This window comes from Pseudomonas helleri, from assembly GCF_045830615.1.
In the GTDB taxonomy this organism is placed as follows: domain Bacteria; phylum Pseudomonadota; class Gammaproteobacteria; order Pseudomonadales; family Pseudomonadaceae; genus Aquipseudomonas; species Aquipseudomonas helleri.
Genome location: NZ_CP174501.1, coordinates 3485089 through 3509351, shown reverse-complemented (window position 1 = coordinate 3509351; position 24263 = coordinate 3485089). Strand labels below are relative to the sequence as shown.

Here is a 24263-nt window from a genome sequence, read left to right as displayed (position 1 = left end):
GTTAAATCGATTTGTCGCGGTTATCCCAATAACCCTGCGCCAACTCGAATGCTTGTTCTCGCGGTGTGCCCAGCCCGCGAAGGGCCAAGGCCATGGTCGAGAGCAGGGCCAGTTGCGGGTAACTGTCTTCGATCTCGCCCCGCCACAGTGCCTTGAGCTGCCGCGGCTCAAGTGAGGCCGGTTTCACGTGGCGTCGAGCTGACAGTGCTGGCCACTCTTCATCCCAACTGACGCCCGCCGTGGTGCCGTACAAATGGCTGATGGTGTCCGGGTTGATCTCGATTTCACCGCCGTCGCCTTTGATCACGATGCTGGTGTCGCCCAGCAAGCCGCTGGCTTCGCGGTGCACGCTTTGGTAGCCCGGATGGAAAATGCTTTGCAGGCCGCAGCGGGCGCCCAGCGGGTTCAAAATGCGCGCCAGTGAGTGAATGGGCGAGCGCAAACCCAAGGTGTTGCGCAGATCGATCATGCGCTGCAACTGCGGCGCCCAGTCCTGCAATGGCATAAAGGCCAGATGCTGGGTGTCGAGCGCAGTTTCAACGCTTTGCCAGTCGCGGCACAGCGGAATAGACAACTCGTCCAGCAGTTGTTCACTGTACAGTCGCCCTGCGGTATGAGCGCCGCCGCCGTGCATAACAATCCGCACACCGTTTTGCGCCAGGCATTTGGCAGCCAGCAGGTACCAGGGCAGGTGACGCTTCTTGCCTGCATAAGTCGGCCAGTCGATATCAACGTTGATTGCTGGCGCTGTCAGACGCTCACGCAAGGCTTCGGTAAAGCCGGCCAATTCCTCGGGGCTTTCTTCCTTGTGACGCAGCAACATCAGGAAAGCACCCAGTTGCGTGTCTTCGACTTTTTCGTCAAGGAGCATGCCCATTGCCTCGCGCGCTTCTTCGCGGGTCAAGTTGCGGGCGCCGCGTTTACCTTTGCCCAGAATGCGCACAAATGGCGCGAAAGGGTGTTCGGCCGGGGTTTCTAATGTCAGCTCAGCAGGCGTATTCATAGGCAATTAGTCGGTTTTGGCAGGCCCGCCAGCTTGGCAGCGAGCTTGGCCGGTGTGCCATTAAACAGGCGGTTGAGGTGCAAGCTGTTGCCTTTTTCAGGGCCCAGCTTGAGCGCGGTGTACTTGATCAGCGGGCGTGTCGCGGGTGACAGCTCGAACTCCTGATAAAAACTGCGCAACAGCTCAAGGATCTCCCAGTGCTCGGGGCTCAACTCGATCTGCGCCTCGGCCGCCAGTGCATGGGCGACCTCGGCAGACCAGTCGTTAAGGTCGAGCAAATAGCCGTCTTTATCCAGCGCGATGTGTTTGCCGTTGAGAAGGAGGGTACTCATAGCCAGCTGTTGACCTTGTCATAGTGAATCGACAGCTCGACAAAGGCCGGGTAATCCACCGCTGTCGCCCACTGCGGGCAGTCGAGATGGCGTGCGAGCAGATCTTCTTCGAGGACAAAAAGCTTAAGCGTGGCGCTTTTTTCTTCCAGGGCCTTCAGAGGGCTGCTTTGAGGTTGTAGAGCGTAAACCGCGTCACCTGTCAGCAACAGCGCGTCATCGGTGCCCAGAACGCGTAAGCAGCTGCTAAGGCGTGTGTCTGAAAAGGGCGAGTGGCTCAGGACGTGTAGGGTCGTCATCAGAGAGTTATCACTTGGTCAAAACGGTCAATAAGGGCGCGTACTTCATCGGTTGACAGGGCGTGTACATCGTCGACTGCCAAATGTGCGGGCGAAATGCCGCGCTCGGCCAGGCTGTGGCCGCAGGCAAACACGTCATCAATCCCGAACAGTGACAGGGCTTGCAGATTGGCCTGAAGGTTTTTTTGTTGCAGCGCGGCCGCGTTTTGTCCGGGAACGAGCTGGAATACCCCATCGTCCATAAACATGAGTGCAATCGGCAAATCGAACGCGCCCCCCGCCAACACAAGATCCAGTGCCTCTTTGGCGCCTGGGCCCGACCAGGGCGCCTGGCGGCTGATAATCAACAGCGACTTAGCCATATCAAGGCCCTCCGAAGCAGATCAGTCGATCAGCCGATTGAATCGCGTCGTGTAACTGGCCCAGGCCAGACAACTCCCATGGCGCTTGCAGATTGACCGCCGGGCGCTCATAGCGCGCTGCTTCGTCTTCATTCAATACACCGCGGCGCAGGGCTGCGGCAATACACACCACGCCGTCCAGCTGATGTTGGCTGACGAACGCGGCCCACTGCTGCGCGATGTCTTGCTCGTCTTGCGGTGTGACCACATTGCTCGAGGCGCTGTGCACACCGTCCTGATAGAAGAACAGCCGCACGATCTCGTGACCGCTTGCCAGCACTGCCTCGGCAAAACGCAAGGCGCGGCGAGAAGAGGGCGCATGGGCTGCTGAATAAAGGGCAATGGCAAATTTCATGGTGAGCTCTGTCAGCAAATCTGCGGCAATGATAAAGGCAGACGCTCAAAGATGCTTGCAGCAGGCAACAAAAAGCCCGCCGAAGCGGGCTTTCGTGTTGCGCTATCAATCAGTCGTCGCTGCTCATGATGCCGAAAATTTGCAGCAGGCTGATAAACAGGTTGTAGATCGAAACATACAGGCTGATGGTCGCCATGATGTAGTTACGCTCGCCGCCATGAATGATGGCGCTGGTCTGGAACAAGATGCAGACCGAAGAAAACAGCACAAAACCTGCGCTGATGGCCAGTTGCAGGCCGCTGACCTGGAAGAAGAAGCTGGCAACTACGGCGCCCAGCAGGACAAAGAAGCCTGCGGTGATAAAGCCGCCCAGGAAGCTCATGTCCTTGCGAGTGATCAGCACATAAGCAGAAAGGCCGCCAAACACCAGCGCGGTCATGGCAAATGCCGAGCTGACAACCTCAGCGCCGCCCTGCATGCCCAAGTAACGGTTGAGGATTGGGCCCAACAAAAAGCCCATGAAACCGGTCAAGGCAAACGTAGACACCAAGCCCCAAGCCGAATCGCGCAGCTTGTTGGTCAAGAAAAACAGCCCGTAGAAACCGATCAGCACCACGAAAATATTCGGGTAACCGACCCGCATCTGTTGAGCGACATAAGCCATCACGCCGCTGAAAGCGAGCGTCAAAGCCAGTAAACCGTAAGTGTTGCGCAGGACGCGGCTAACCTCTAGCTGCTCAGCCTGCACGCTGTTATTAACGGCGTAATCCTGTTCGCGCATGGCGATACTCCTGTGGTTTGAAATGTTAAGTAGCAAAGATCATAGCAGAGGCTCTGAAACAAGCGATCAAGAGAGTTTGACAACGTGTTTCATTCAGGTATTATGGCGCCCGCAACAACATAGGAGGTGTGGCCGAGTGGTTTAAGGCAACGGTCTTGAAAACCGTCGACTGTAACAGGTCCTAGAGTTCGAATCTCTACGCCTCCGCCATATTGCTACACCGACAGAGCCCGCTTTTAGCGGGCTTTGTCGTTTCTGGGGTTCGGAGAAGGGTGCTGCTCAAGGGCGGTTTTGGGTGAAGCGTTCCAAAACTTTTTAGCATGTGTTCAATAACTCAACTCATTTTGACGGGTTAGCGGTCGCTCAGATGCGGCTGTAAACACGCTGCGTAATATCTCCCCTGGTGTGGCCCAACGGCAGGCGTGCTTCGCCGATATCCTTGGCTGGCAGCCTGCGACCAAACACACTATCGCGCCATGAGCGGTGAGAAAACTAACCAAGCACACCTGCGTGATCGCCTTGTTACTGCTGATCTGCGGCTGTCAGTCCTACTCGACGCCACCGACTCAGTTCAATGCAAACTCGCACTCACAGCTTGGTTTATGGCCCTGTAGTGCTCAACTTGACCCGGCGCATACTCAACGAATTTTCGGAATCACCGGCGACGTAGATCAAGGATTGATCGCACTGTCGGCCTGTCAGGCATGCTCCAAAAAAGTCCCAGACACGAAATAAAAGGAGCGGCGCAAGCTGGATGCGTGAACTAAACGAGCCACTTCAAATAGCTTGTACGCTCGATATCAACAATCTCAACGGTTATGGAGCATGACACCAAATTAAGTTCGCTGAGCTTGGTCTGTATCGATTTAGAGAGCACTGTTTTTTGCACCAAGGATCTCCCGGAAAGTATCTTGACCGTTACATGAACAAAGTCGCTCTTAAAGCCGCCTACACTGTAACTGTCATAGGCAATTGCCCGGACTTTAATATCGCTACCGTCCGGTTCGAAAAGCATCGAGTCTAGTGTGCCCTGATAAACTTTCGATGTAAGCATGTCGCCATTCAGAGTGGCTGAACACTCAATAATGCAATGAGGCATAATGTCTTCAACTATATCCGTATTATTTGAATGGTAAATTTGAGTGGGTACTTTCGAACGTTTGCCTCCAACTGTCAAGTGGGGGTATTGGCACTAAATGAGTTGTTCCGGGTTTCGTAGACGTTCGGTGACCGCTATTGGACCAGAGCAGTCTTTCGCTACTGGCGGCTTCTGGCTGATAGCTTCCGCTCGCGAACGACCACTTTTGGCCAGATGCAGCTATTGAGTCATATTCAACACATCTCTGCACTGGAGTACTCTGATGCCATTTACTAACTCATTGGATTAGCACTGCTGAACGAGCATGATCCCTATGTATACCCAAAGATGTACTCGCGTCGATTCCAAAACAGCAGGCAGGCAGTGTAGGGCAGTTGCTGCCTTAGCAGTGGATGCCTTCCTCGCTACGTTGAGTAGGTTTGGCGCCCCCTTCCGGCTACACTAGATATCAATGACCAAACACTGCGAATCTACAAAATGTACTTAAAGCGATATAGATGTTTTGGAACAGAGCCAAATAGCGGCAATGAAGCTTTGGTAATTTTTGAAGGTGCCTCCTCTGGATCGTCGACTGCTGAGCGTCAAAGTTTTGCATCCGCTCAGAAAGTTAATGCTTGTGTGTTCATCAACATAGGGGAGGGTGGCGTCGGACCGTGCATTCTCGATTTCTATTATCCACATGCCAGAAGTCCTCTTTGTTTTCACGCTTCACTGGCGGCGGCGTATTACATGCACACCCATCATGCTGCTGAATATTCTGGGTCAATGCAGACATCTATAGGTAACCAGTTGTTGGCATTTACGCACTCGGAAAATGAGCTGAGCATCAGTGTCGAACCGGATCAAGTGAAAAGCCCTGTACCCTCTATGGGTGCCATTGCAAAACTGCTCGGCTGCGATGAAACAGCTATCAAGCCCACCGCGGCAGTAGCGTCGGTAGGTAGTCCGAAGCTATTGGTTGAAATGGTCAGTCCAGAGGAGTTGTACGCATTGCGTCCCCAGTTAACTGAGATTGTCGAATGGGGGAAGGTGTTTGCTGTGAATGGCATTTACGCCTACGCGCACTGCGAACTGAATAAGTACGAGGGACGAAATTTCAATCATTTAATAGAGAGCCTGGAGGATGCTGCAACTGGCGTAGCAGCGGGCGCGCTTAGCGTTTATCTGGCAAAAAACATCATTCTGCACCAAGGACTCATGCTAGGTAATAGGTGTCAAATCACTGTGTCTAACTGTGATGGAATGATCAGAGTTGGAGGTTTGGTTTTCGAAGCATGACAGCGGAGTTTGCCTGCATGGTAATTCGTTTCTTCTCGCGCTGACATGAAGCGAACCACCCAACAACAGACGACTTTTCGAGGGGCAAATTCATAGACAACAAATGAGCAGAGAGCCAGAGCCGGCCTTGGGCTCCTGGATGTAAGAACTGGCTCTTTACGGGGTCGTTATACAGCGCATAACGGGCGGCGGCGATCATGAGCCAGATCCAGTCGGCGCGGCTGAATGGTCATGACCCGTACGCTTATTTGAAGGATGTTCTCACGCGCCTGCCGGCGCAGCGGGCGAGTGAGATAGATCAGTTGCGGCCGCATTAAGTGGCAGCCGGTTTAATTACGCAAGGCTTGATGCCCGGACGCTTACCCACAGCTACATCCCCAGCGCACATCAGTTACCTCGTGAGAGTGTGTCCGACATGCAGGGACGACGCGATCACCCATTTTCCGCTGCCAACATTGATCTGAACTGAGAAATGCTCTCTGAAGATAGCCCGGCACCTTCAAACACTGCACAGGTGAAGCTAACGGGGGCGGTACCTGGAGCAGTAATGATGCGGTCTTCCATCACCGCTATCGAGCTGCTTCGGTAAAGCGTGAAGCCTTCATAACTGACGGCATTCTGTAAGAAGTCAGCGCTGTTCGAGGTATGAGGAATAGTGTCGAGAAGCCCGGCCCTCGCAAGTGCCAGCGTTCCTCCACAGATACCGGCAATGGTTGCTCCACTTGAACGACTGTCATGAAGAAAATCTCGAATATCCGGGGCGTCTGCACTTTCCCAGACCATTCCGCCGATGATGACGACGACGTCCGGTTTCCAGTCCAGACATTGTTGCAAGCTGCTATCGACCGTTACAGCCAATCCACCCTGCGAAAAAAACTGCCCCGTAGTAGGAGCGAAAAACCTGGCGTCGATCCCGTAAAAGGGGGACGCCGTACCAGCAATGAATGCATATTCCCAGTCCGCAAAACCGGGTGTCAGTATCAAACCTACGCGTGCCATCAGTCAGAATCTGCAATGAATGCCCGTAACATATAAAGATAACAAACAGACATCAAGGGCTGCTTCGCGTCGACTGGCGTCGGTCCTCACCAGCAGCCAGTAATGAACCGTAAAATTCGTCTGGAGCGGTCTGTCGCGTTAGTAGCCGGCAGTCAACTCCTTGAGTATCGTCGTTCAGCACATGTTTATTTTTATCTCCTGATGATCTCAGCCATGTATTCACTCAGATCACAGCCCTTGGCTGGGATTAGGTAGGTGTGTTCGCCGCCCGCTTACAAAAATCCTTTCCGCAATTAGAGAGCACGCCACAGGCTGATGGTGACGGTCAGAAGTATCACGGCCGGGGCCTGCCCAGTTCACTGGCGGGGCCAATTACATGACCTGTGGGAAGGCGCTGGCACTGGATCTGTTCAATCAGACGGAGCTGCTGAAAAGCCGCAGCACACCGGCAAGTCTGCAGCTAAGTACTGGGCATCCAAAGGCCTAAATACGCTGGTCGACGCAGGCCAGTTCAACAAGATAACCCAGCGTAATAATGGTGGCCAGAAAGGCGCGGCCGATCGGCAGGCGTTGTATGACCGGGCGCTCAAGGTGTTATGAGGTGGGGCGAGGCGGCCCGGTATACGGATCCCGTATAGCCCAGCTTGGCCTGGCGTATGCTCAACGAATTATCGGAATCACCGGCGACGCCGATCAAGGACTGATCGCGCTGCAGGCCTACGCCAAAGAAGTCCCAGGAGCGAAATAAAAAGAACGGCCGAAGTTCTCTGACCCAATAACAGTGGGAACCAATTTTTTGGCCCAATCTCGAGGTATACATCTAACAGACGTCGGTGTAAATCAATTGGCTATCCGCACAGCAGCGGGTATAGCCGACTGAGCAATGATATGCCAGCAAAACTCTTGACAGATCAATCACGTTTACCTAAGGTCAAAACAGCGAAAAATAACCATACAAAATCAAAGGGATCAGCAGCTTATGTGTATTGAAGATCGACTCGTATATTGCACATAGACTAAACACGAACAGTGAAGGGCTTATGTCTTCATGCAATAAGGAGCGGATGTATCTAGGTCGATAAGGTTTGAAGGCGTTCGCAAATACAATGCGCCTGCAGGAGGATGGGGGCGTATAAAAAATAATTGCAAATGCTATTCGTGTGCAAATGCGAAACTCCGATGCAATTCCAATAGCCATTAATGGGAAGCACTCTAGCGGTGTCGGTTGACTGGTTTGAGTTTGGCCTGGTAGTTAACATAACTGTGATGTTGTGAAAATTGATCTGAATCAATAGTTGTGAGGTTTTCTTTAGTTCGTTGGCTTACGATTTTAAGTGTTTATACAGATTCGGAGTTTTGGATTGCAGCGATTCTGATCTATAGGGTGATGGTCGTTTAACCCGTTCGCTGATTACTGATTCGACCTCGGGTGAGTGCAATAAACTCGGTTGAAGGCCTGTTTTACATTGTATTTATTTAGCTTTTAGTTGGTGTTTCTGTTAAGGGTTTTTATGTTTTGTAGTAAAGTTAAAGCGTCGAGTTGTGAGCGGTATGATGAGTGTGACGTAGTGATTTAGTTGATTCTTCTATGGTTGAGATGTTAAGGGGGTTTAAGGGAGGGATAAGCTCTGCTGGTGACAGTCTAAAGCTTAATGAAATGTACGGTAGGGCGTCCGGATATATTGAAGCTTTATATGATGCTGGGTTAGTTGAGGGGAATGAAGCTGCTGATTACCTTGAGGGGATAATTGTATTGTATCGTCAAGTAGCTTTTCTTCTGTCTTGAATTTTCGGTTGGGCTTAAGGTGGTAGTCTCTGAGAAAGGAAAGTAATAAAGTTGATTTTTAAATGCTTTTATTGGTTTTTTTTATTTGGTTCAATTGACTGGAGTCAGTCGCTGAGGTTTTATTTCTAGATGTTGTCTTTCGGTTAATTTTAGGGTGAGTCTTGGTTTTTTTGTGAATCGCCCTTTGTTAGCTATACACTCTCTAAACTCATGAAATCGCGAAGACTTTGAAATACTATCGTTGCCGTCTGGAACAGGCTTGATTGACTGTGTCTGAATTGCAAGTTCTTTGTGCCTTTACCTAGATAAGAATAAATCACAGAAAACGCGTTAAAGTGGTGCCGGAACCAAAAATCCAAGCTTTGCAGGACGCGGCATATAGCTGCGCAAGAATATTTATCTTGCGGAATATAATGAATACTAATCTGTTGAAATATAACGATTTAATACGATGCTTGAAATTCGTCAGCTGTTACATGTCCTAGAGTTCGAATCTCTACGCCTCCGCCATATTGTTACACCGACAGAGCCCGCTTTTAGCGGGCTTTGTCGTTTCTGGGGTTTGGCAAATGGGGCTGCAGGGCGGCCATGGTTTCCGCAATCAGAGGTGCCTCAGAGTCAGCCTCCTTCTCGTTGCGATTTCTCGCCACCCCCACAACCTCGTTCGATGTCTCTATGTGTGTAGCTCAGCAATCCATAGGCATCCCCGCGTTTTAGAAGCGGGAAATTTCTTTTAGCGAAGTACACAGGTAACGCATCGCAATGCGGTCTGACTCAGACAGCAGGCGGTAGTGCTCAATCAGGCTGGCTTCATCGCGACTGAGCCGGCGAGGCGTAGTGGTTCGCTTAAAAGAGAAGAGGCCACACAGCGTCCGCACAATGCCAATTGAAATCGACATAAGTCACCTCTTTAGCCAGAAACAACATCCCCAGAGTTGCTGCTCTTTGATCCTGCTCAGAAATCAGTTCCAAGCAAGCAAGTGGCATTGCCTAAAGTGTAGAGCCAGTTCTCTTCCTGCATGGTCAGATTCGATGATTGTGTTTACCTAATCATTCAGCTTCTTTGATAGAGCCTATTGAGCAAGAACGCTGACTAATTGGCCACAGCCCTTGGAGTATTTGGCTACCCGTCTCCCCAGTGCGTCGTAGGCGAAGTCGGCTGTCAGGCGGTCGTCTTCGTAGCGGGTCAGGCGGTCGTAGAGGTCCCAGGTGAAGCGGGCTTTTTTGCCGTTGTCGAGGCGTTCAAGCAGGTTGCCGCGGGCGTCGTAGGTGTAGTGCTGGCCGACGTAGTCACGCAGCAGGTTATCGAGGAGCTTGGGCGGCGGGTGGTGGATGGGCCGGCGCGGGGCCTTGGGGTCTAGCGGGTTGCTGGCCGGGTCAAAGGCGAAGGTTTCTTCTTTGTGCTGGCTGCTGGCTCCGAGCAAACGGCCGAGCGGGTCGTAACGGTAGTTGATGTCGCCACGGCGGTTGTCGTGCAGGTCGGTCAACTGCCCGGCGTCGTCATAGCGGTAATTGCGCACCATCAGGCGCTTGCTTGAGCCGCTAAGGGCTACGGTCTGTTCCTTTAACTGGCCGTAGGTCAGCTAACTGACCCTGTGGCCATCGGCGTCGCGGGGTTTGAAAGGTGTGTAGGCATTAACGGCGCAGGGCCAATGCTGTTGTTGGGCTGTTAAAGAGCGATAAACTTATGGTCAACGGTGCACCGATGCACGCGAGGTGCTGGCGATTAGGCTGGCACCTCAGGCGGTCTTCATGCCGTACGTGACGACAGGAACGCCGCTGGCGGAATAGGTGCCGCAGCCCTCTATAATCGGAAACGGCACTTTGCACTAGGGGCGCATCACCGGGTCGCCTACACTTGCCCTCGGCTTGCCGTTGAGGTAGGTGTGGGGGGCGATGATGACTCCGCCGTAGTCGGTGATGTCGCCGAGGCAAACTATGGTTTTGATTGGTATATGCCTGTGAGTTTTTTTAATATTTATTAAAGCGCTAGCTTATTAGGTTATATTTATAATTTGTTGAGTCGGTATTGGGTTGGCTCTCATGACTTATTATTGTATTAATTTGTCATGTAAGACTTGCTGAGGTTCGAATATGGCTTCGCCGCCCATTATCTGGAGGCGTTTGAATTTAAGTTTTTTTTCAGGTTGGTTGTCTCTAATAGCATAAAAATCCATGGCGTCTATTTTTTTCTCTATTTCATCTGCATGACTGAGTAACATATTATTTGCCGCATGCTCCAGTTCGGAGAAGATAGGTTTATATTTAGAGAATTCAGTGGTTGGAGAAAATTTTCCTTGTATTTTTGGGGTGAGTTGTATTGGGTCGATGCGTCCTATTATCACTCCGTTTTTGTCCATTAAAATAAAAGCTTGAATAGTCATGGGCATTTTGTTGTGCTCCCTAAGGCGTCAGATAGTTTTCCTAAATTATCATCGTTGAACCCGGTTTCCCCATTTGGGTGAATAATCCTTGCATGGTTGGGGAATTTTTTTGTAGGGTCCTCAATTACATCAAAGCCAGCTGCTCTAATTTTATCCGTTGATCCCGATGCAACTGTTTCTGCTGCGCGTTGTAAGCCGCTTGCTTTGGGGAATGCTTCTCGCATTTGTCGTGATGCATCGCAAGGGCAGCAGCTGTGAAGGACAGATATTCCTGGAGGATCTAGATTTTTCTCTGCATCTTTAAGTCGAAGATTATCTGAGGAATTTCCCCCTATCCGGTGAACTGGTATTTTTGATGGGAGAGGCCTTTTAGACAACCCAAACGGATCAACCCACCCCACCGGATTCGGCGCATACGCATAGACATTCAGCCCACCCGCAAACCCGATCGGGTCTCTGCTGATAAACCTTCCGACTTGCGGATCATAGTACCGATAGCGGTTGTAGTGCAGTCCGGTTTCAGTGTCGAAGTACTGCCCTTGAAAGCGCAGCGGGTTGCGGATGTTTTCGCGAGTTGCGCTGTCGGTACGCTTTTCTTTGGCCAACCCCCACGCTTGATAGGTCCCACTCCAGGCAATCTCGCCGCGTTGGTCGGTGAGTTCCATCGGCGTGCCGAGGTGGTCGCATTGGTACCAGGCCATGGCGTTGAACGGTTTCGCTACGGGTTGGTGTCGCCACAGCGGGTCGCGGTCGATGTGGTAGCCGTTTTCATGGCTTGGCTCGCGCACTAGCGACAGGCTGCGGTTTTCGACGGTTTGGGCGACGGGGATGAAGCTGCCCGGTTCGTAGAAGTAGTGGATCAGGCGTCGTTCGCCGGGGTTGTCGCTGTAGCGTGTTTCATAAGCGAGGGTGTCGCCGTCCCAGCCGTAGATGTTTTGGCCGCAGTCGTATTGGGCGTTGAGCGTGCGCTGTTGCTGCTCGATCCACGCCGGGCCGGCGCCGGGGCTGGGCGGGCAGTGGGCTTTGGAGTATTTGGCTACCCGTCGCCCCAGTGCGTCGTAGGCGAAGTCGGCGGTGAGGCGGTCGTCTTCGTAGCGGGTCAGGCGGTCGTAGAGGTCCCAGGTGAAGCGGGTTTTTTTGCCGTTGTCGAGGCGTTCAAGCAGATTGCCGCGGGCGTCGTAGGTGTAGTGCTGGCCGACGTAGTCGCGCAGCAGGTTGTCGAGGAGCTTGGGCGGCGGATGGTGGATGGGCCGGCGCGGGGCCTTGGGGTCGAGCAGGTTGCTGGCCGGATCGAAGGCGAAGTTTTCTTCGTCCTTTAGGGTGGTGGCGCTGAGCAAACGGCCGGGCAGGTCGCAAGTACGTACACCATAGGCATTGGTAGCGCTGGGTCAATGTTATTGGGCTGTTAAAGAACGATGAACCAATGCGCGAAAGCCTGTGGCGATCAGGCTGACACCGCAGACGGTTTTCATGCCGTCCAAAGCGACAGGAACTCCGTTGACGGAATAGGTGCTGCTGCCCTGACAATAGGGAAAGGCCCCTTACATCAGGAGGCACATCATCAGGCTGTTTTTACCTGCCATCAACTTACCGTTGAGGTTGGTGTGGGGGATGGATTCAATGACGACTCCGCTGTCGTGGGTGATGCCGCCGGGGCTGAATACTAGGGCATGAGTATCCATCTATTTAGTTGGCATTCTGAAAGTGAGAGGCTCGATATTTTCGGCTTTCCAGCTGCATTTGCTATTAAATTTCATGTGATAACAATGGTGATATTGTCTGGATGATTTCTATTGTTGACGAGGACTCGAACGCGTGCCTCTTTATTGTTTGTATTTGTCTCAAGAAGTTTCGTGTCGTCGGCCGTTACAACTGAAATTGTGTTGTTGGGTGTGGCCACAACTTGATCGCAAATTTCGATGCTTGGTGTTTTTGGGTATTCATTTATTAATGAAATAGTGATATCCCCGTCAACGTCAGCAATGGCTCCAATCGATATGCATGATGAGGTAGTACTTACTCCGGCGGATTCGTCATAATCGGGAATTTCAACCTCTTCACTGGAGTGATCAAAGATAAATATCACTGGATGAGTTAGTGAGCATGTTGTGGTTGTCATTATCCTTTGCTCCTTCTGCGCTTTTCTTGAAGAACTTGACCGCCTTGCCTCGCTTTGCACGTGTTGCAATGAGGGAGGAATATTTCTGGCTCTCCCAGTGCCTGCGGCGGCTGATGATCGGCTATTGCGTTCCCACTTTTTGTGCCAGTAGAGGAAGTTCCACATGTGTGGCATCCGTACTTTTTCATAAGTCCGTTGACTTATCTTTGTTCCTCTGATGTCGGTCGGCCTCGATGCGCGGGAATGTACTCTACTGCAAATGGACCGGGTTTAAGAGTATCAACACTTTCTAGCCCAAACGGATCAACCCACCCCACCGGATTCGGCGCATACGCATAGACATTCAGCCCACCCGCAAAACCGATCGGATCCTTGCTGATAAACCTCCCGACCTGCGGATCATAGTACCGATAGCGGTTGTAGTGCAGCCCGGTTTCGGTGTCGAAGTACTGCCCTTGAAAGCGCAGCGGGTTGCGGATGTTTTCGCGTATTGCGCTGTCGGTACGCTTTTCCTTGGCTAGCCCCCACGCTTGATACGTCCCACTCCAGGCAATCTCGCCGCGTTGATCGGTGAGTTCCATGGGCGTGCCGAGGTGGTCGCATTGGTACCAGGCCATGGCGTTGAACGGTTTCGCCACGGGTTGGTGTTGCCACAGCGGGTCGCGGTCGATGTGGTAGCCGTTTTCATGGCTTGGCTCGCGCACTAGCGACAGGCTGCGGTTTTCGACGGTTTGGGCGACGGGGATGAAGCTGCCCGGTTCGTAGAAGTAGTGGATCAGGCGTCGTTCGCCAGGGTTGTCGCTGTAGCGTGTTTCATAGGCGAGGGTGTCGCCGTCCCAGCCGTAGATGTTTTGGCCGCAGTCGTATTGGGCGTTGAGCGTGCGCTGTTGCTGCTCGATCCACGCCGGGCCGGCGCCGGGGCTGGGCGGGCAGTGGGCTTTGGAGTATTTGGCTACCCGTCGCCCCAGTGCGTCGTAGGCGAAGTCGGCGGTGAGGCGGTCGTCTTCGTAGCGGGTCAGGCGGTCGTAGAGGTCCCAGGTGAAACGGGCTTTTTTGCCGTTGTCGAGGCGTTCAAGCAGATTGCCGCGGGCGTCGTAGGTGTAGTGCTGGCCGACGTAGTCGCGCAGCAGGTTGTCGAGGAGCTTGGGCGGCGGGTGGTGGATGGGCCGGCGCGGGGCCTTGGGATCGAGCAGGTTGCTGGCCGGGTCGAAGGCGAAGGTTTCTTCTTTGTGCTGGCTGCTGGCCCCGAGCAGGCGGCCGAGCGGGTCGTAACGGTAGTTGATGTCGCCACGGCGGTTGTCGTGCAGGTCGGTCAATTGCCCGGCATCGTCATAGCGGTAGTTGCGCACCAGCAGGCGCGTGCTTGAGCCGCTAAGGGCTACGGTCTGTTCCTTTAACTGGCCGTTGGGCGTCCAGCTCTGGCGCTGTTGCAGGCCGTTGCCTTGGTGGCGGACGATTTCGCGGTGCAGGTCGTCGCGCTGGTAGCTGAGCAGTTCGATGTCGTCGACTTTCATCGCCAGCAAGTGGCCGCTGCCGTAGGTCAGCCAACTGACCCGGTGGCCGTCGGGGCGGATGGTGGCAATGCGTTGGTTGAGGGCGTCGTACTCGTGCTGCCAGATGGCAACGTGGCAGGGTTTGTAGAGGTGCAGGTGCTGATGTTCGCGGGTATTATTGCCCGCCGCATCGTAAAACCACTGCAGTTTGCAGGTCGGGTTGGTGGCCAGCAGCAGGTTGCCGTTGCCATCGTAGGCAAAGGTTTCGGTCTGCCACTCGAAGCCGTCCTTGTGCCCGGTGTGGCGGGCGATAAAGCATTAGCGACGCTACGCCAATGCTAATGCCAATGGTTTTTTTATTAAAGAACGGTTGATAATTAATTATGCGCTAGGTGCTGGTAATTGAATCTTGTTTTTTTCCAGTATGGTCATTGCTCGATCCAGGAACTCTATGGGAAGGTTTGTTCTTCCTCCATATAGATCTACAATTCCGATTTCTACTACGCTATCAACTAGGTCAGTTAAATCGGTAGCTTTATTTTTTATTAAAATTTCTTCTAGATCTGCTGGTATCTCATCTCCTCTTCCATTTAGTTCTAATAAAGCCCCTTGACGATCCCATTCAGGTAGATTTTGGCTGAAATGCATGGATTCAAGATGATCGAGTAGATCAATGATTGCTGGGTGTGAAATTTTTTTCTCTGCGCAAAATGCTCTTAGGCACGACGAGCCGTATCGCTGGATTTCCGACACGGGGAGGTTTTTGAATTCCGATAAAATTTTTGTTCTATCCATTATCATGGCATCTCTCTAATAGGTTCATGTCAAATTTATTTAAAAGTGGATTGCAAACTGAGCAGGGGAGCTTGCTAGTTCCGTGAATGCCGCTGCTGCTTTTCTTTCCACGAACATTTGCGACTGAAATTGAGGAATCTTTTAACTCTATCCCTTTGTTCTTTGCTCTTGAGATTGCGTTTACTTCTGCGCACTGGGCGGAAAACTCGTTGGGAGATAGTCCGTCTAGGGTATTTTGCACTTCGGGGTTGGTCACTCCCCCTTGATTTTTTCCAATAGTAATTTTTCCATCAGTAGATGTGATTACGGCTACTGTGTTCGGACGTTTGGAGGCAGGTAAATTTTGGGCTTTGTTCGCAAGCCGTTCTGCGAGAGTTACGCTCAACCCAAACGGATCAACCCACCCCACCGGATTCGGCGCATACGCATAGACGTTCAGCCCACCCGCAAACCCTATCGGGTCTTTGCTGATAAACCGTCCGACTTGCGGATCATAGTACCGATAGCGGTTGTAGTGCAGCCCGGTTTCGGTATCGAAGTACTGCCCTTGAAAGCGCAGCGGGTTGCGGATGTTTTCGCGAGTTGCGCTGTCGGTACGCTTTTCTTTGGCCAACCCCCACGCTTGATAGGTCCCACTCCAGGCAATCTCGCCGCGTTGGTCGGTGAGTTCCATGGGCGTGCCGAGGTGGTCGCATTGGTACCAGGCCATGGCGTTGAACGGTTTCGCCACGGGTTGGTGTTGCCACAGCGGGTCGCGGTCGATGTGGTAGCCGTTTTCATGGCTTGGCTCGCGCACTAGCGACAGGCTGCGGTTTTCGACGGTTTGGGCGACGGGGATGAAGCTGCCCGGTTCGTAGAAGTAGTGGATCAGGCGTCGTTCGCCGGGGTTATCGCTGTAGCGCGTTTCATAGGCGAGGGTGTCGCCGTCCCAGCCGTAGATGTTTTGGCCGCAGTCGTATTGGGCGTTGAGCGTGCGCTGTTGCTGCTCGATCCACGCCGGGCCGGCGCCGGGGCTGGGCGGGCAGTGGGCTTTGGAGTATTTGGCTACGCGTCGCCCCAGGGCGTCGTAGGCGAATTCGGCGGTCAGGCGGTCGTCTTCGTAGCGGGTCAGGCGGTCGTAGAGGTCCCAGGTGAAGCGAGCTTTTTTGCCGTTGTCGAGGCGTTCAAGCAGGTTGCCGCGCACATCGTAGGTGTAGTGCTGGCCGGCGTAGTCGCGCAGCAGGTTATCGAGGAGCTTGGGCGGCGGGTGGTGTATGGGCCGGCGCGGGGCCTTGGGGTCGAGCAGGTTGCTGGCCGGATCGAAGGCGAAGGTTTCTTCTTTGTGCTGGCTGCTGGCCCCGAGCAGGCGGCCGAGCGGGTCGTAACGGTAGTTGATGTCGCCACGGCGGTTGTCGTGCAGGTCGGTCAATTGCCCGGCATCGTCATAGCGGTAGTTGCGCACCAGCAGGCGCGTGCTTGAGCCGCTAAGGGCTACGGTCTGTTCCTTTAACTGGCCGTTGGGCGTCCAGCTCTGGCGCTGTTGCAGGCCGTTGCCTTGGTGGCGGACGATTTCGCGGTGCAGGTCGTCGCGCTGGTAGCTGAGCAGTTCGATGTCGTCGACTTTCATCGCCAGCAAGTGGCCGCTGCCGTAGGTCAGCCAACTGACCCGGTGGCCGTCGGGGCGGGTGGTGGCGATGCGTTGGTTGAGGGCGTCGTACTCGTGCTGCCAGATGGCAACGTGGCAGGGTTTGTAGAGGTGCAGGTGCTGATGTTCGCGGGTGTTGTTGCCCGCGGCATCGTAAAACCACTGCAGTTTGCAGGTCGGGTTGGTGGCCAGCAGCAAGTTGCCGTTGCCATCGTAAGCAAAGGTTTCGGTTTGCCATTGCTTACCACCCTGGTAGGCGGCGTGGCGGGCGCTCAGACGGCCGAGCGGATCGTAGTCGTATCGCCAGACCCGGTCGCCGTCGGATCGGTGGGTCGGCTGTTGGCTACCGTTCTCGTACTGGTAGTGAATGGTTTGCCGGTCGAAGCCGGTTTCGCTCAGCAGTTTGCCTGCCGGGTCGTAGGCGAAGGTGGCTGTGCTGTTGTTCTCGTTACGCAGTTCCAGTAATTGGCCGAGCTTGTCCCAGCGGTAGGCCAGGGTGCTGCCGTCGGCCTGCAGGCGTTGCTGGATCAACCCGGCTTCGTTGTAGTGCCACACTGTGCGCTGGCGCAGGGCGTCGGTGTGGCTGAGCAGGCGGCCTTCGGCGTTGCGCTCGAAATGCTCTTCGGTGTTGTCTGGCAGGGTCAGGCGCACCAGTTGCCCGGCGCTGTAATGGTAGGCGGTGATGTTGCCCGCAGCGTCGGTAAACCGGCTGAGCTGGCCGAGGGCGTTGTACTGCCACTGGCTGACTTTGCCCGAGCAGTCGGTGTAGCGGGTCAGTTGGCCGTCGGCGTTGTAGGCCAGGTGTTTGCTGCCGCCGAGGGAGTCGGTGATGAGCACCGGCAGGTTGTCGCTGTTGTAGGCGTAGCAGGTTGTGTTCTCCAGGGGGTCGAGGGTTTCGATGATGTTGCCGCGCGGGTCGTAGTCGTATTTCCACAGGCCGCCTTCGGCATCGCGGGTCTTGAAGCGCTGGTCCTGGTCGTCGTAGGCGTGGTGAATGCTGCTGCCGTCGGCGCGGGTGTGTTGCAGCAGGTTGCCGCGCTCATCGTAGGCATATGAATCGGTGCTGCCATCGGTGTGGATATGGCGGGTGACGTTTTTGGCGGCGTCGCGAAACAGCCATTCTTCGTTGCCGTCGGGGTAAATGATGCGATAGGTGTAGCCGAGGATGTCGTAGTAGTGCCAGGTCTCTTGGCCCAGGGCATCGGTGACGTAGGTGAGACGGATGTTGGCGTCCCATTCCAGGCGGGTGTCGTAGCTGCCGTCGTCGGCCCACTCGCGCACGGCTTTGGCGTCCGGACCGTCGCCTTGCCATTGCAGGTTCATACCGCGCCCGGTGCGGTCGGTGTAGCGGGTGATCAGGTGATGCTGATATTGATACGCCCACTGCGCGGCGTTTTCGTCGCGGGCAGCGCGCAGATCGCCGTGTTCGTCATAGTCGTAGCCCGCCAGTTGGCGCAAGGGCGCGCCTTCGTGCATCAGCCACAGGGCGTTGATGCGGCCGTTGTCGTCGAGTTGGGTGTGGATATGCTGGTGCGGGGTGTCGCCCTGATAGGTGATCAGGTCCGACAGCACCGCCTGGCCTGCGTGCTGGTGGTCATAGTGCAGGGTGATGCGGGCGCCGCCGCGCAGGGTGATTTCACTAAGGGCGTAGTGATCGCTCAACTGCTGGTAGTGTTCCTGGCTGTCGTGGCCGCGGGCGATGACCAGGGTGGTGGCTGAGTTGCGAACCAGCAGTACGCCTTCAACAGCGTCGTAGTGATGTTTGCCGAGCTTGGGGTTGGGATAGCGATGGTTGCGCCCGTCGGCACCGAGGTAGATCAGGCCTGTGTCGTTGACCGTGATGCGGGTCGTGAAGGGGGTGATCCAGCGTGCGCCGAGGCTGCCGTGATCCAGGGCGTCGAGGCTTGAACGGTAGGTGCGCACCCATTCAACCGGGAAGGGTCCGGGCAGGGAAAAGTCAGCGTGTGCGACGGTTTCGCTACCCGTGGCGAAGCTGATGCTGCAACCGGTGCTTGAGGCGGTTTTGTTTTTGCAGCCGGGATCTCTGTCGGTGTGACGTTGAGTGTTTTGAGTCACCATCCCCCGTTGGCCAGTTTGGGCCTGGGCGTGGCTGACGTGTTGTGGTGCGACGCTTGCTGGCTGGGTGCCGCGGCGCTTGCGGCGGGCGAGGGCGCAGACCAGTTCGGCAATCAAATTGCCAATACTGCCGATTTTTCCCGCATCGCCCAGCGACGTGACCTTTTGCGCGGTCAGCTTGCCGATATCGTCGGCACTCTTGGCCACGCTGAGCAGCTCTTGGCAGGTGCTTTTGGAGAGCAGTCTGTCGTCGATTAAAAAATGCGCCCCAATGGCGAACAGCGGGCCTGCGAACAGAGACGCAGTTTTAGTCTTGTTTGCCAGCGTCTTCTGTCCGTCATCGCTGGCGATGCTCCTGAGCATCTGGGCGAAGGCGGCACAGGCTTTGCTGATTTCGGCGGCGATTTTCGCCAACAGCTCGCTGAGACGGGTTTGAATGGCGGCGGCAAAGTCTTCGAGTGCGCCTCGGGTTTTGTCGTTGAGATTCTCTTCGAGGGCGGTAAGCATGGCTGCTGAGATGGCCGCCAGACCGTTTTTGCGCACCGTGGACAGCGTGGTGCGCACCGCAAGCCGGGCAGGACCGACGCCGGGGAACGAGACCAACCCGACCACATTGATACCCAGGCTCACCCAAGTGAGGAAATCCTCGCGGTCACCTTCGATCAGCGTGAGCAGATCGCCAATGGCATCAATCCCCGCAAAGACTGTACCGACCCCGGGAATCACCGAGCCAGCGGCGTGCACCATGTTCCAGCTGACCGTATCGTTGGTGAGCTTGCGCAGCCATTGGTCGAGCTTTTCCTTGCTTGCCTCGATATCGTCTTTGGTGACCGTATTGATTGGGCTGTTGGCCGATTGCCGTGGGCGAGTGGCAGGAGAATTCATGATGATTTCTCCGGGTTGCCGGGCCGCTGTCCGGAAGCATCGCTGCTGCCTGCGAGGGTTTTGACGGACGAGGGCATTTTGCTGAGAGCTGCTGCCTTCAGCGCGTTTTTAGACGGTGGGGTGTTGAGTACTGTCTCAAGCACTGCTCGGGCCTGAACCGGCAGGTGGGTGCGGGTGGTGTCAGCGGTGGTGGTTTCGATTTGTTCATGGGGCCCGGGGAAACCCGGATCGGTCCAGACATCAACCGGGTCTTTGTTGAACTGGACGTTGGCCGGGCCGGGCGCCAACCCCGCCACGGCTGCAAATCCATTGGCATCCAGCACGCCTTTGAACACCTGCCCTAGAGCATCTTCTACCTGGTATTGGCCCCCCTTGAACGCCAACCCATTGGCATACTGCTGAAGCAACTCCAGATTCCCGGTACCGCTTTTGAGGTCTTGGGGAAACGCCGCGGCCTGGTTTTGCGCGTTTTTATAGGCAAAGTTACTGGCATGGGCGATGTATTGGCCGCTAGTGGTGTGGATGATGCCACCGGCGTTATAGGTGGTAGTGCTGCCTGCGGCCTTGATTACCAGTTCTTCTTTGGCGCTGAGGGTGATGCGTTCGGCTGTGGCGGTGATGTTGAGCTTGGCCAGCAGGTTGATGTTGTCTTTGAGAGCGCGAATGTCAATGTCGCCAGAGGCCGCGACCAGTCGCCAGCCCATACTTTGGACGAAAGTGCGCACGCCGCGGCTGGCGCTGATCAGCAGGCGTTTGCCGATGGCCAGGCTGGTGTGGCCGCCACTGGTCAGGGCCAGGTGCTCGCCGCTGGTCAAGTGAGTGGATTGCGGTGTGCTGCTGGCGATTCCGGCAGGGCTGTGCAGCACCAGATAGGGTTCGCTCAGCTCCGGGAACTGGTTGGCGCTCGGGTTGCCGCCTGTGCCGCGAATGGCCGCATGCTGGTCACTGAGTGCCTGCGCGACTTCATCTTGATCGCCGCTTTCCTGGGCCAGATGGTCGCGGGCCAGTTGGGAAAAGGTAGCGTGATGTTGCTGCGCAATGCTGAGTTGCTCGGCGCATTCGGGCAGGTCGGTGTGATGGGCGACGGCGCGGGCGCGAAGCTGGGTCGTCAGCAACAAGCCGCCGCCCGCACGCACCACACCGTGGGCGTCGGTACGCAATTCAAAACCTTCGCCACGAGGCGCTCCGCCATCCGGGCGCGGATGGGTCAAGAAGCCCGTGTTCAGCGCTGTGTGCTGATGGTCGGTCATCAGCGTGGCGCTGATTTGGCCATGGGTGTCATCAAGGCGCAGTTCGTTGTGGCGTTGGCCGTGCAGCTCCTTGCTGCGGATCGGGCTAATGGCCTTGAATTCCGGGAGTTTGTAAGGTGTGCGGTTGATGGCGTGGTAACTGCGGCCCATCACCATCGGCTGGTCGGGGTCCCCATGCAGGAACGCCACCAGCACCTCTTGACCTATACGCGGCAACGCCACATGGCCCCAACCCGCCCCGGCCCAGCTCTGGCACACCCGCACCCAGCAAGAGCTGCGGTCATCGTTGCGGTCTTCGCGGTCCCAAGGGAACTGCAGACGCACCCGGGCATGCTCATCGCAATAGACTTCTTCATTGGCCGGGCCGACCACCGTGGCGATTTGCGGGCCTTCGATGCACGGCTTGGGCAGCAGCGGGGCTTGCCATTGCAGGGTGTCCGGGATCAGGGTGGCGGTCAGGTTGTAGCGAGTGCCGACCCGGCTGTCGGCGGACTCCTCTTCCAGGGCGGTGTGCTGCTGCCCGCTGTGGTGGATGTGCACGGCGCGCCAGCCGATGTTCATGTCTTCGCGCGGGTGGCCGACCAGATCAAAGGCCAAACCCGGCACCAGCCGCGCATCATCGCCCGTCACTTCAACCGTGCGCGCATCGCTGCGCAAGGCCAGCAGGCGGGTGCGGGTAAAGGGTTTACCGGCGTTGTCATGTTTGTAACGACCGGGGTAGTCGTAGCGTTCATAGCCGCTGGATTGATGGTCCAGATGCATCGCCTGTTCTTGTTGCTCCAGGTTGTAACGCGGGTGGGTGAAGGTGTAATCGCGCTGAGTCTGCTCGCTGCTACGCACCTGTTCGCGGTAGGTAAAACTGTGCAGTGACGGTTGCGCGGGATCGCCGCCGGGGTTGGGCGCATAGACCAACGGCTCATCCTGCAAAATGCCGAAGGTGGCGATGTGGTCAGCCAGGATCAACGAATGCCCGGCCTCACTGTGCTGAAAGATCGACAGCAAGCCTTCTTCGGCGCGGCCAGGCGCTGATAAAACGCCAGGTCCAGCTCGCCAGCCTGAACGCAGAACTCGCGTGTTTTATGGGGCTCGGTCAGGCGCTGGGTACACGCGCCCCAGTGGCGATCCTTGAACAACTGCTGGAGAATCTGCGGCACGCTGCGCTGCTGAAAGATGCGCCAGTCCGATTGCAGGTTGGCGCGGGCCAGCTCGGGCTCGATACGGGCGCGATACCAGGTGCGACGAAAGCCGGTTTTACCTTGCTCGAACTGGCTGATCAGGCCGTGTACGTACCGTACGGGCTGGTCATTTTGGAAGAGGGTCAGTGTGGCGGGTTTGTCCAGCAGGGTGGCGAAGTCGGCATTGGCGGATTCACTGATCAATTCAACGTTTAAACAGAAAAGTTCAGAGATGCCTTCGCTCAGTTCAAATGACACCACATCAAAGGCAATGTCTGCTGTTGAACTGAAGGTAAACCGCACATCCTGTGGACGGGACATAGTTGCTCCTGAGTGCGTGCACAGGGGGCAGAGTTAAGTTGCTCTGTGCGCAGATTGCGGTTTATAGGCAATGGCTTAGATTGAATGGCATGAACTTTAAAGATGACTTTTGAGTTCGTCCTCTTCCGTATTCCTTATATTGCGTAGGAATATTCCGTAATTAAGTTATTTGCGGGAATTATTCGGGCGAGGTAATCATGTGAAGGCAGCAAATTTTGGGGCGAGCATGCGCGAAATAGCTCGCCACAAGAGCAGAGTCTGCAGTTGGCTGAGCAATTTTTGCAGTGCCTGATCATCTTTGGTGTTGCACGCTGTGACGGCCCAGGTTTCCTGTCGGAACGTGCTGAGCAAGGATGTGGCCGATGAGGTGAAACCATATCGAGCCGGGCATGGAATAGATAAAACTTCCCCAATTAAAGGAAAGATCTGACAGATCTCTAGCAGAACTGGCCGATACAGTCCGCGCTCTTCAAATAAGTTGGCCAGCATCAATCGGCGCGGTCGGTCTTAATCAGGGAAAATACTACATGCGCCTTATTCGTCGACAAGATCGCGAACGACTTGGAATTAGCTTCAGAAATATAGAATCACCATTTTTTGCAAAAGCGAACGTAGAGCGTGCTTTGCATTTGCCCCATACGGCTCTTAACTTATTTCATGTTGATTTGTTCGGTCGGCCAATGAGTGAGCAACAGATCGTAGAGACTGTTGAAAACAGTGATTTTTGTGTGTGGGTGTTGGAGGTGGCGTCGTTGCCGTTTCACTTTTAACGGTCCCTGTCGTAGCAGGTTTATGTATTTTACTTGGCTTACAGCGTTATGCGGGGTAACGGATGTGGGGGCTGGCTCTTTAACTTCAGGCATTGCTGGAGAGTTGGTGGGTGATGTGATCTGCGAGATCGTAAAATGAGTACTGTCGACTTTGTCGTTGGTTGTCTATGTGGTGCAGTAATTGTCTGTATGTTTGTTTGGATAACTCTTGCGCTTCGAATTGCATTTGCTCAGATGGATTTGATGTTGGGGTGTTTGCGGAACTGTTCTTTTATTGAAAGTTTGGCGCAATTTAAGCAAGGCGGGCTTTGGGGTAAGTTGCTGCTGGTTGGTAGTGTTTCAGGGGTTGTAACTTTTCCCGGTTTATATATTAGGCGCGGAACTGTTGATGCTGAAGATATCAGGCGGTTTCCAGTGCAGCTTAAGCGTAGGCTAGTTTTTTTGCAGTGGGCTGGAATCGTGCTAATAAGTTTGCTTTTTTTGCTAGTGTTGGTTAGCAAGATTTTTGGTTGATTTGAGCAGTAACGGTATCGTTGCTAATAAATGGCTCTCTTTCTTGATCGAGCCAGCTTCAACGCAACGAGTTAATCACTGACAAATTTTTGAGAGTGCTTGGTAAGTTTGAATGCCGCTGAATTTTTCTTCGGCTATGTTTGTAGCGCAGTGCTGATTAGCTCAGGGTTAGTACTGTGGCTTCTAGGCAAAAGTAGCGGCTGGCTTGCCTAAAATTCATTCATTGGTAGCCAACGCATCACCCTCTGTGATGCGATCCATCCTCCAAGGTGTCTGGTTGTAAGCTGTAGCTTTACCTAGACGACCAGCCAGCCTTCCATTTCACGGTCACGGGCCATCAGCGCTCGAAGGCCATCACGAATGACTTCTTTTTCAGTGGGGTATTGACCAGTAGCAACTTTGGCTTTCACCGCCTCGCCCATCTGATTGGGCCAAGTGATGCTGAAGTGTTGAGTGCTGCACATGATGTGCTTACCGTGCCTCTCCATCCTTAAAAAACACCTGACCGCTATCGAAATTACGGGGTCT

Annotated in this window: 21 protein-coding genes, 1 tRNA gene and 4 pseudogenes; 7 read left to right on the top strand and 19 right to left on the bottom strand. The window is 54.6% G+C overall.

Going from position 1 to position 24263, the window contains the following annotated elements; all coding sequences use genetic code 11:
- Window position 1: 1 nt before the first annotated feature.
- The 6 genes from ACJJU9_RS15690 to ACJJU9_RS15665 form a co-directional block, all read right to left on the bottom strand.
- The gene (locus ACJJU9_RS15690) at window positions 2–1003 is read right to left on the bottom strand and encodes a glycosyl transferase family protein (RefSeq protein ID WP_407728952.1); all 1002 of its coding nucleotides are present in this window, start codon (window positions 1001–1003) and stop codon (window positions 2–4) included.
- Window positions 1000–1335 carry a TusE/DsrC/DsvC family sulfur relay protein gene (locus tag ACJJU9_RS15685; protein ID WP_048391108.1) on the bottom strand — a complete coding sequence of 112 codons (336 nt, stop codon included), beginning with the start codon at window positions 1333–1335 and terminating at the stop codon, window positions 1000–1002. The genes ACJJU9_RS15690 and ACJJU9_RS15685 overlap by 4 nt, the downstream gene beginning before the upstream one ends.
- The gene (tusB, locus tag ACJJU9_RS15680; protein WP_123751578.1) at window positions 1332–1631 is read right to left on the bottom strand and encodes a sulfurtransferase complex subunit TusB; all 300 of its coding nucleotides are present in this window, start codon (window positions 1629–1631) and stop codon (window positions 1332–1334) included. The genes ACJJU9_RS15685 and tusB overlap by 4 nt, the downstream gene beginning before the upstream one ends.
- Window positions 1631–1993 carry a sulfurtransferase complex subunit TusC gene (gene tusC, locus ACJJU9_RS15675; RefSeq protein WP_407728951.1) on the bottom strand — a complete coding sequence of 121 codons (363 nt, stop codon included), beginning with the start codon at window positions 1991–1993 and terminating at the stop codon, window positions 1631–1633. The genes tusB and tusC overlap by 1 nt, the downstream gene beginning before the upstream one ends.
- Window position 1994: 1 nt before the next feature.
- Window positions 1995–2387: a sulfurtransferase complex subunit TusD gene (gene tusD, locus ACJJU9_RS15670; RefSeq protein WP_153336792.1), complete on the bottom strand. Its 393-nt coding sequence runs from the start codon at window positions 2385–2387 to the stop codon at window positions 1995–1997.
- A 109-nt stretch (window positions 2388–2496) separates the two neighbouring features.
- Window positions 2497–3168 carry a Bax inhibitor-1/YccA family protein gene (locus ACJJU9_RS15665; protein ID WP_048371231.1) on the bottom strand — a complete coding sequence of 224 codons (672 nt, stop codon included), beginning with the start codon at window positions 3166–3168 and terminating at the stop codon, window positions 2497–2499.
- Window positions 3169–3290: 122 nt separating this feature from the next.
- Between ACJJU9_RS15665 and ACJJU9_RS15660 the strand changes: the two genes are divergently transcribed.
- Window positions 3291–3378 (top strand) — tRNA-Ser (locus ACJJU9_RS15660).
- 553 nt (window positions 3379–3931) lie between these two features.
- On the opposite strand, the gene ACJJU9_RS15655 is transcribed toward ACJJU9_RS15660, so the two are convergent.
- Entirely contained in the window at window positions 3932–4267 is a 336-nt protein-coding gene (locus tag ACJJU9_RS15655) for a 5-carboxymethyl-2-hydroxymuconate Delta-isomerase (RefSeq protein WP_314916585.1), read from the bottom strand.
- Window positions 4268–4744: 477 nt separating this feature from the next.
- Here ACJJU9_RS15655 and ACJJU9_RS15650 point away from each other — a divergent pair, with 477 nt between their 5' ends.
- Together ACJJU9_RS15650 and ACJJU9_RS15645 are read left to right on the top strand one after the other, a co-directional pair.
- On the top strand, window positions 4745–5545 hold the full coding sequence (locus ACJJU9_RS15650) for a PhzF family phenazine biosynthesis protein (RefSeq protein WP_407728950.1): 801 nt from the start codon (window positions 4745–4747) through the stop codon (window positions 5543–5545).
- 110 nt (window positions 5546–5655) lie between these two features.
- Window positions 5656–5878: pseudogene (locus ACJJU9_RS15645) on the top strand (transposase domain-containing protein); the annotation flags it as partial.
- Between the two features lie 99 nt (window positions 5879–5977).
- Here ACJJU9_RS15645 and ACJJU9_RS15640 read toward each other — a convergent pair.
- A complete protein-coding gene (locus ACJJU9_RS15640; protein WP_407728949.1) occupies window positions 5978–6544 on the bottom strand; it encodes a DJ-1/PfpI family protein in 567 nt (188 codons plus the stop codon).
- A gap of 317 nt (window positions 6545–6861) precedes the next feature.
- On the opposite strand from ACJJU9_RS15640, the pseudogene ACJJU9_RS15635 reads away from it, so the two are divergent.
- A pseudogene (locus ACJJU9_RS15635) lies at window positions 6862–7144 on the top strand (glycoside hydrolase family 19 protein); the annotation flags it as partial.
- 2259 nt (window positions 7145–9403) lie between these two features.
- Here ACJJU9_RS15635 and ACJJU9_RS15630 read toward each other — a convergent pair.
- The 6 genes and pseudogenes from ACJJU9_RS15630 to ACJJU9_RS15605 form a co-directional block, all read right to left on the bottom strand.
- Entirely contained in the window at window positions 9404–9853 is a 450-nt protein-coding gene (locus ACJJU9_RS15630; RefSeq protein WP_407728948.1) for a hypothetical protein, read from the bottom strand.
- A gap of 528 nt (window positions 9854–10381) precedes the next feature.
- Window positions 10382–10720, bottom strand: a complete 339-nt coding sequence (locus ACJJU9_RS15625) for a hypothetical protein (protein WP_407728947.1) — start codon at window positions 10718–10720, stop codon at window positions 10382–10384.
- Window positions 10711–12051: an RHS repeat domain-containing protein gene (locus tag ACJJU9_RS15620; protein WP_407728946.1), complete on the bottom strand. Its 1341-nt coding sequence runs from the start codon at window positions 12049–12051 to the stop codon at window positions 10711–10713. The genes ACJJU9_RS15625 and ACJJU9_RS15620 overlap by 10 nt, the downstream gene beginning before the upstream one ends.
- Window positions 12052–12108: 57 nt before the next feature.
- Window positions 12109–12396, bottom strand: a pseudogene (locus ACJJU9_RS15615) (PAAR domain-containing protein).
- 71 nt (window positions 12397–12467) lie between these two features.
- Window positions 12468–12833, bottom strand: coding sequence for a hypothetical protein (locus ACJJU9_RS15610; RefSeq protein WP_407728945.1), 366 nt, complete (start codon window positions 12831–12833; stop codon window positions 12468–12470).
- Between the two features lie 200 nt (window positions 12834–13033).
- The gene (locus tag ACJJU9_RS15605) at window positions 13034–14347 is read right to left on the bottom strand and encodes an RHS repeat-associated core domain-containing protein (RefSeq protein WP_407728944.1); all 1314 of its coding nucleotides are present in this window, start codon (window positions 14345–14347) and stop codon (window positions 13034–13036) included.
- On the opposite strand from ACJJU9_RS15605, the gene ACJJU9_RS15600 reads away from it, so the two are divergent.
- Entirely contained in the window at window positions 14297–14668 is a 372-nt protein-coding gene (locus ACJJU9_RS15600) for a hypothetical protein (RefSeq protein WP_407728943.1), read from the top strand. The two genes, ACJJU9_RS15605 and ACJJU9_RS15600, sit on opposite strands and share 51 nt — an antisense overlap.
- 39 nt (window positions 14669–14707) lie before the next feature.
- Here ACJJU9_RS15600 and ACJJU9_RS15595 read toward each other — a convergent pair whose 3' ends face one another.
- Genes ACJJU9_RS15595 through ACJJU9_RS15580 form a run of 4 tightly spaced genes read right to left on the bottom strand, consistent with a single transcriptional unit; the run spans window position 14708 to window position 22452 of the window.
- Window positions 14708–15121 carry a hypothetical protein gene (locus tag ACJJU9_RS15595; protein ID WP_407728942.1) on the bottom strand — a complete coding sequence of 138 codons (414 nt, stop codon included), beginning with the start codon at window positions 15119–15121 and terminating at the stop codon, window positions 14708–14710.
- Complete coding sequence (locus ACJJU9_RS15590) at window positions 15114–19706, bottom strand: RHS repeat-associated core domain-containing protein (RefSeq protein ID WP_407728941.1); 4593 nt, start codon at window positions 19704–19706, stop codon at window positions 15114–15116. Before ACJJU9_RS15590 ends, ACJJU9_RS15595 begins: the two co-directional genes overlap by 8 nt.
- Window positions 19703–21958, bottom strand: a complete 2256-nt coding sequence (locus ACJJU9_RS15585) for a type VI secretion system Vgr family protein (protein WP_407728940.1) — start codon at window positions 21956–21958, stop codon at window positions 19703–19705. Before ACJJU9_RS15585 ends, ACJJU9_RS15590 begins: the two co-directional genes overlap by 4 nt.
- Window positions 21916–22452 carry a contractile injection system protein, VgrG/Pvc8 family gene (locus ACJJU9_RS15580; protein WP_407728939.1) on the bottom strand — a complete coding sequence of 179 codons (537 nt, stop codon included), beginning with the start codon at window positions 22450–22452 and terminating at the stop codon, window positions 21916–21918. Before ACJJU9_RS15580 ends, ACJJU9_RS15585 begins: the two co-directional genes overlap by 43 nt.
- Before the next feature lie 527 nt (window positions 22453–22979).
- Here ACJJU9_RS15580 and ACJJU9_RS15575 point away from each other — a divergent pair.
- Both ACJJU9_RS15575 and ACJJU9_RS15570 read left to right on the top strand, forming a co-directional pair.
- On the top strand, window positions 22980–23222 hold the full coding sequence (locus tag ACJJU9_RS15575) for a hypothetical protein (RefSeq protein ID WP_407728938.1): 243 nt from the start codon (window positions 22980–22982) through the stop codon (window positions 23220–23222).
- 135 nt (window positions 23223–23357) lie between these two features.
- A complete protein-coding gene (locus tag ACJJU9_RS15570) occupies window positions 23358–23735 on the top strand; it encodes a hypothetical protein (protein WP_407728937.1) in 378 nt (125 codons plus the stop codon).
- Window positions 23736–24040: 305 nt separating this feature from the next.
- On the opposite strand, the pseudogene ACJJU9_RS15565 reads toward ACJJU9_RS15570, so the two are convergent.
- A pseudogene (locus tag ACJJU9_RS15565) lies at window positions 24041–24199 on the bottom strand (type II toxin-antitoxin system ParD family antitoxin); the annotation flags it as partial.
- Window positions 24200–24263 lie beyond the last annotated feature (64 nt).

What these genes read in the sequence shown, in the direction of transcription:
- ACJJU9_RS15640 (WP_407728949.1), bottom strand. Translation starts at nt 6,544, where the DNA reads ATGGCACGCGTAGGTTTGATACTGACACCCGGTTTTGCGGACTGGGAA.
- ACJJU9_RS15595 (WP_407728942.1), bottom strand. Translation starts at nt 15,121, where the DNA reads ATGGATAGAACAAAAATTTTATCGGAATTCAAAAACCTCCCCGTGTCG.
- ACJJU9_RS15580 (WP_407728939.1), bottom strand. Translation starts at nt 22,452, where the DNA reads ATGTCCCGTCCACAGGATGTGCGGTTTACCTTCAGTTCAACAGCAGAC.
- ACJJU9_RS15690 (WP_407728952.1), bottom strand. Translation starts at nt 1,003, where the DNA reads ATGAATACGCCTGCTGAGCTGACATTAGAAACCCCGGCCGAACACCCT.
- ACJJU9_RS15630 (WP_407728948.1), bottom strand. Translation starts at nt 9,853, where the DNA reads ATGGTGCGCAATTACCGCTATGACGACGCCGGGCAGTTGACCGACCTG.
- ACJJU9_RS15590 (WP_407728941.1), bottom strand. Translation starts at nt 19,706, where the DNA reads ATGAATTCTCCTGCCACTCGCCCACGGCAATCGGCCAACAGCCCAATC.
- tusB (WP_123751578.1), bottom strand. Translation starts at nt 1,631, where the DNA reads ATGACGACCCTACACGTCCTGAGCCACTCGCCCTTTTCAGACACACGC.
- ACJJU9_RS15655 (WP_314916585.1), bottom strand. Translation starts at nt 4,267, where the DNA reads ATGCCTCATTGCATTATTGAGTGTTCAGCCACTCTGAATGGCGACATG.
- tusD (WP_153336792.1), bottom strand. Translation starts at nt 2,387, where the DNA reads ATGAAATTTGCCATTGCCCTTTATTCAGCAGCCCATGCGCCCTCTTCT.
- ACJJU9_RS15575 (WP_407728938.1), top strand. Translation starts at nt 22,980, where the DNA reads ATGCGCCTTATTCGTCGACAAGATCGCGAACGACTTGGAATTAGCTTC.
- ACJJU9_RS15650 (WP_407728950.1), top strand. Translation starts at nt 4,745, where the DNA reads ATGTACTTAAAGCGATATAGATGTTTTGGAACAGAGCCAAATAGCGGC.
- ACJJU9_RS15625 (WP_407728947.1), bottom strand. Translation starts at nt 10,720, where the DNA reads ATGCCCATGACTATTCAAGCTTTTATTTTAATGGACAAAAACGGAGTG.
- ACJJU9_RS15665 (WP_048371231.1), bottom strand. Translation starts at nt 3,168, where the DNA reads ATGCGCGAACAGGATTACGCCGTTAATAACAGCGTGCAGGCTGAGCAG.
- ACJJU9_RS15685 (WP_048391108.1), bottom strand. Translation starts at nt 1,335, where the DNA reads ATGAGTACCCTCCTTCTCAACGGCAAACACATCGCGCTGGATAAAGAC.
- tusC (WP_407728951.1), bottom strand. Translation starts at nt 1,993, where the DNA reads ATGGCTAAGTCGCTGTTGATTATCAGCCGCCAGGCGCCCTGGTCGGGC.
- ACJJU9_RS15605 (WP_407728944.1), bottom strand. Translation starts at nt 14,347, where the DNA reads ATGAAAGTCGACGACATCGAACTGCTCAGCTACCAGCGCGACGACCTG.
- ACJJU9_RS15610 (WP_407728945.1), bottom strand. Translation starts at nt 12,833, where the DNA reads ATGACAACCACAACATGCTCACTAACTCATCCAGTGATATTTATCTTT.
- ACJJU9_RS15570 (WP_407728937.1), top strand. Translation starts at nt 23,358, where the DNA reads ATGAGTACTGTCGACTTTGTCGTTGGTTGTCTATGTGGTGCAGTAATT.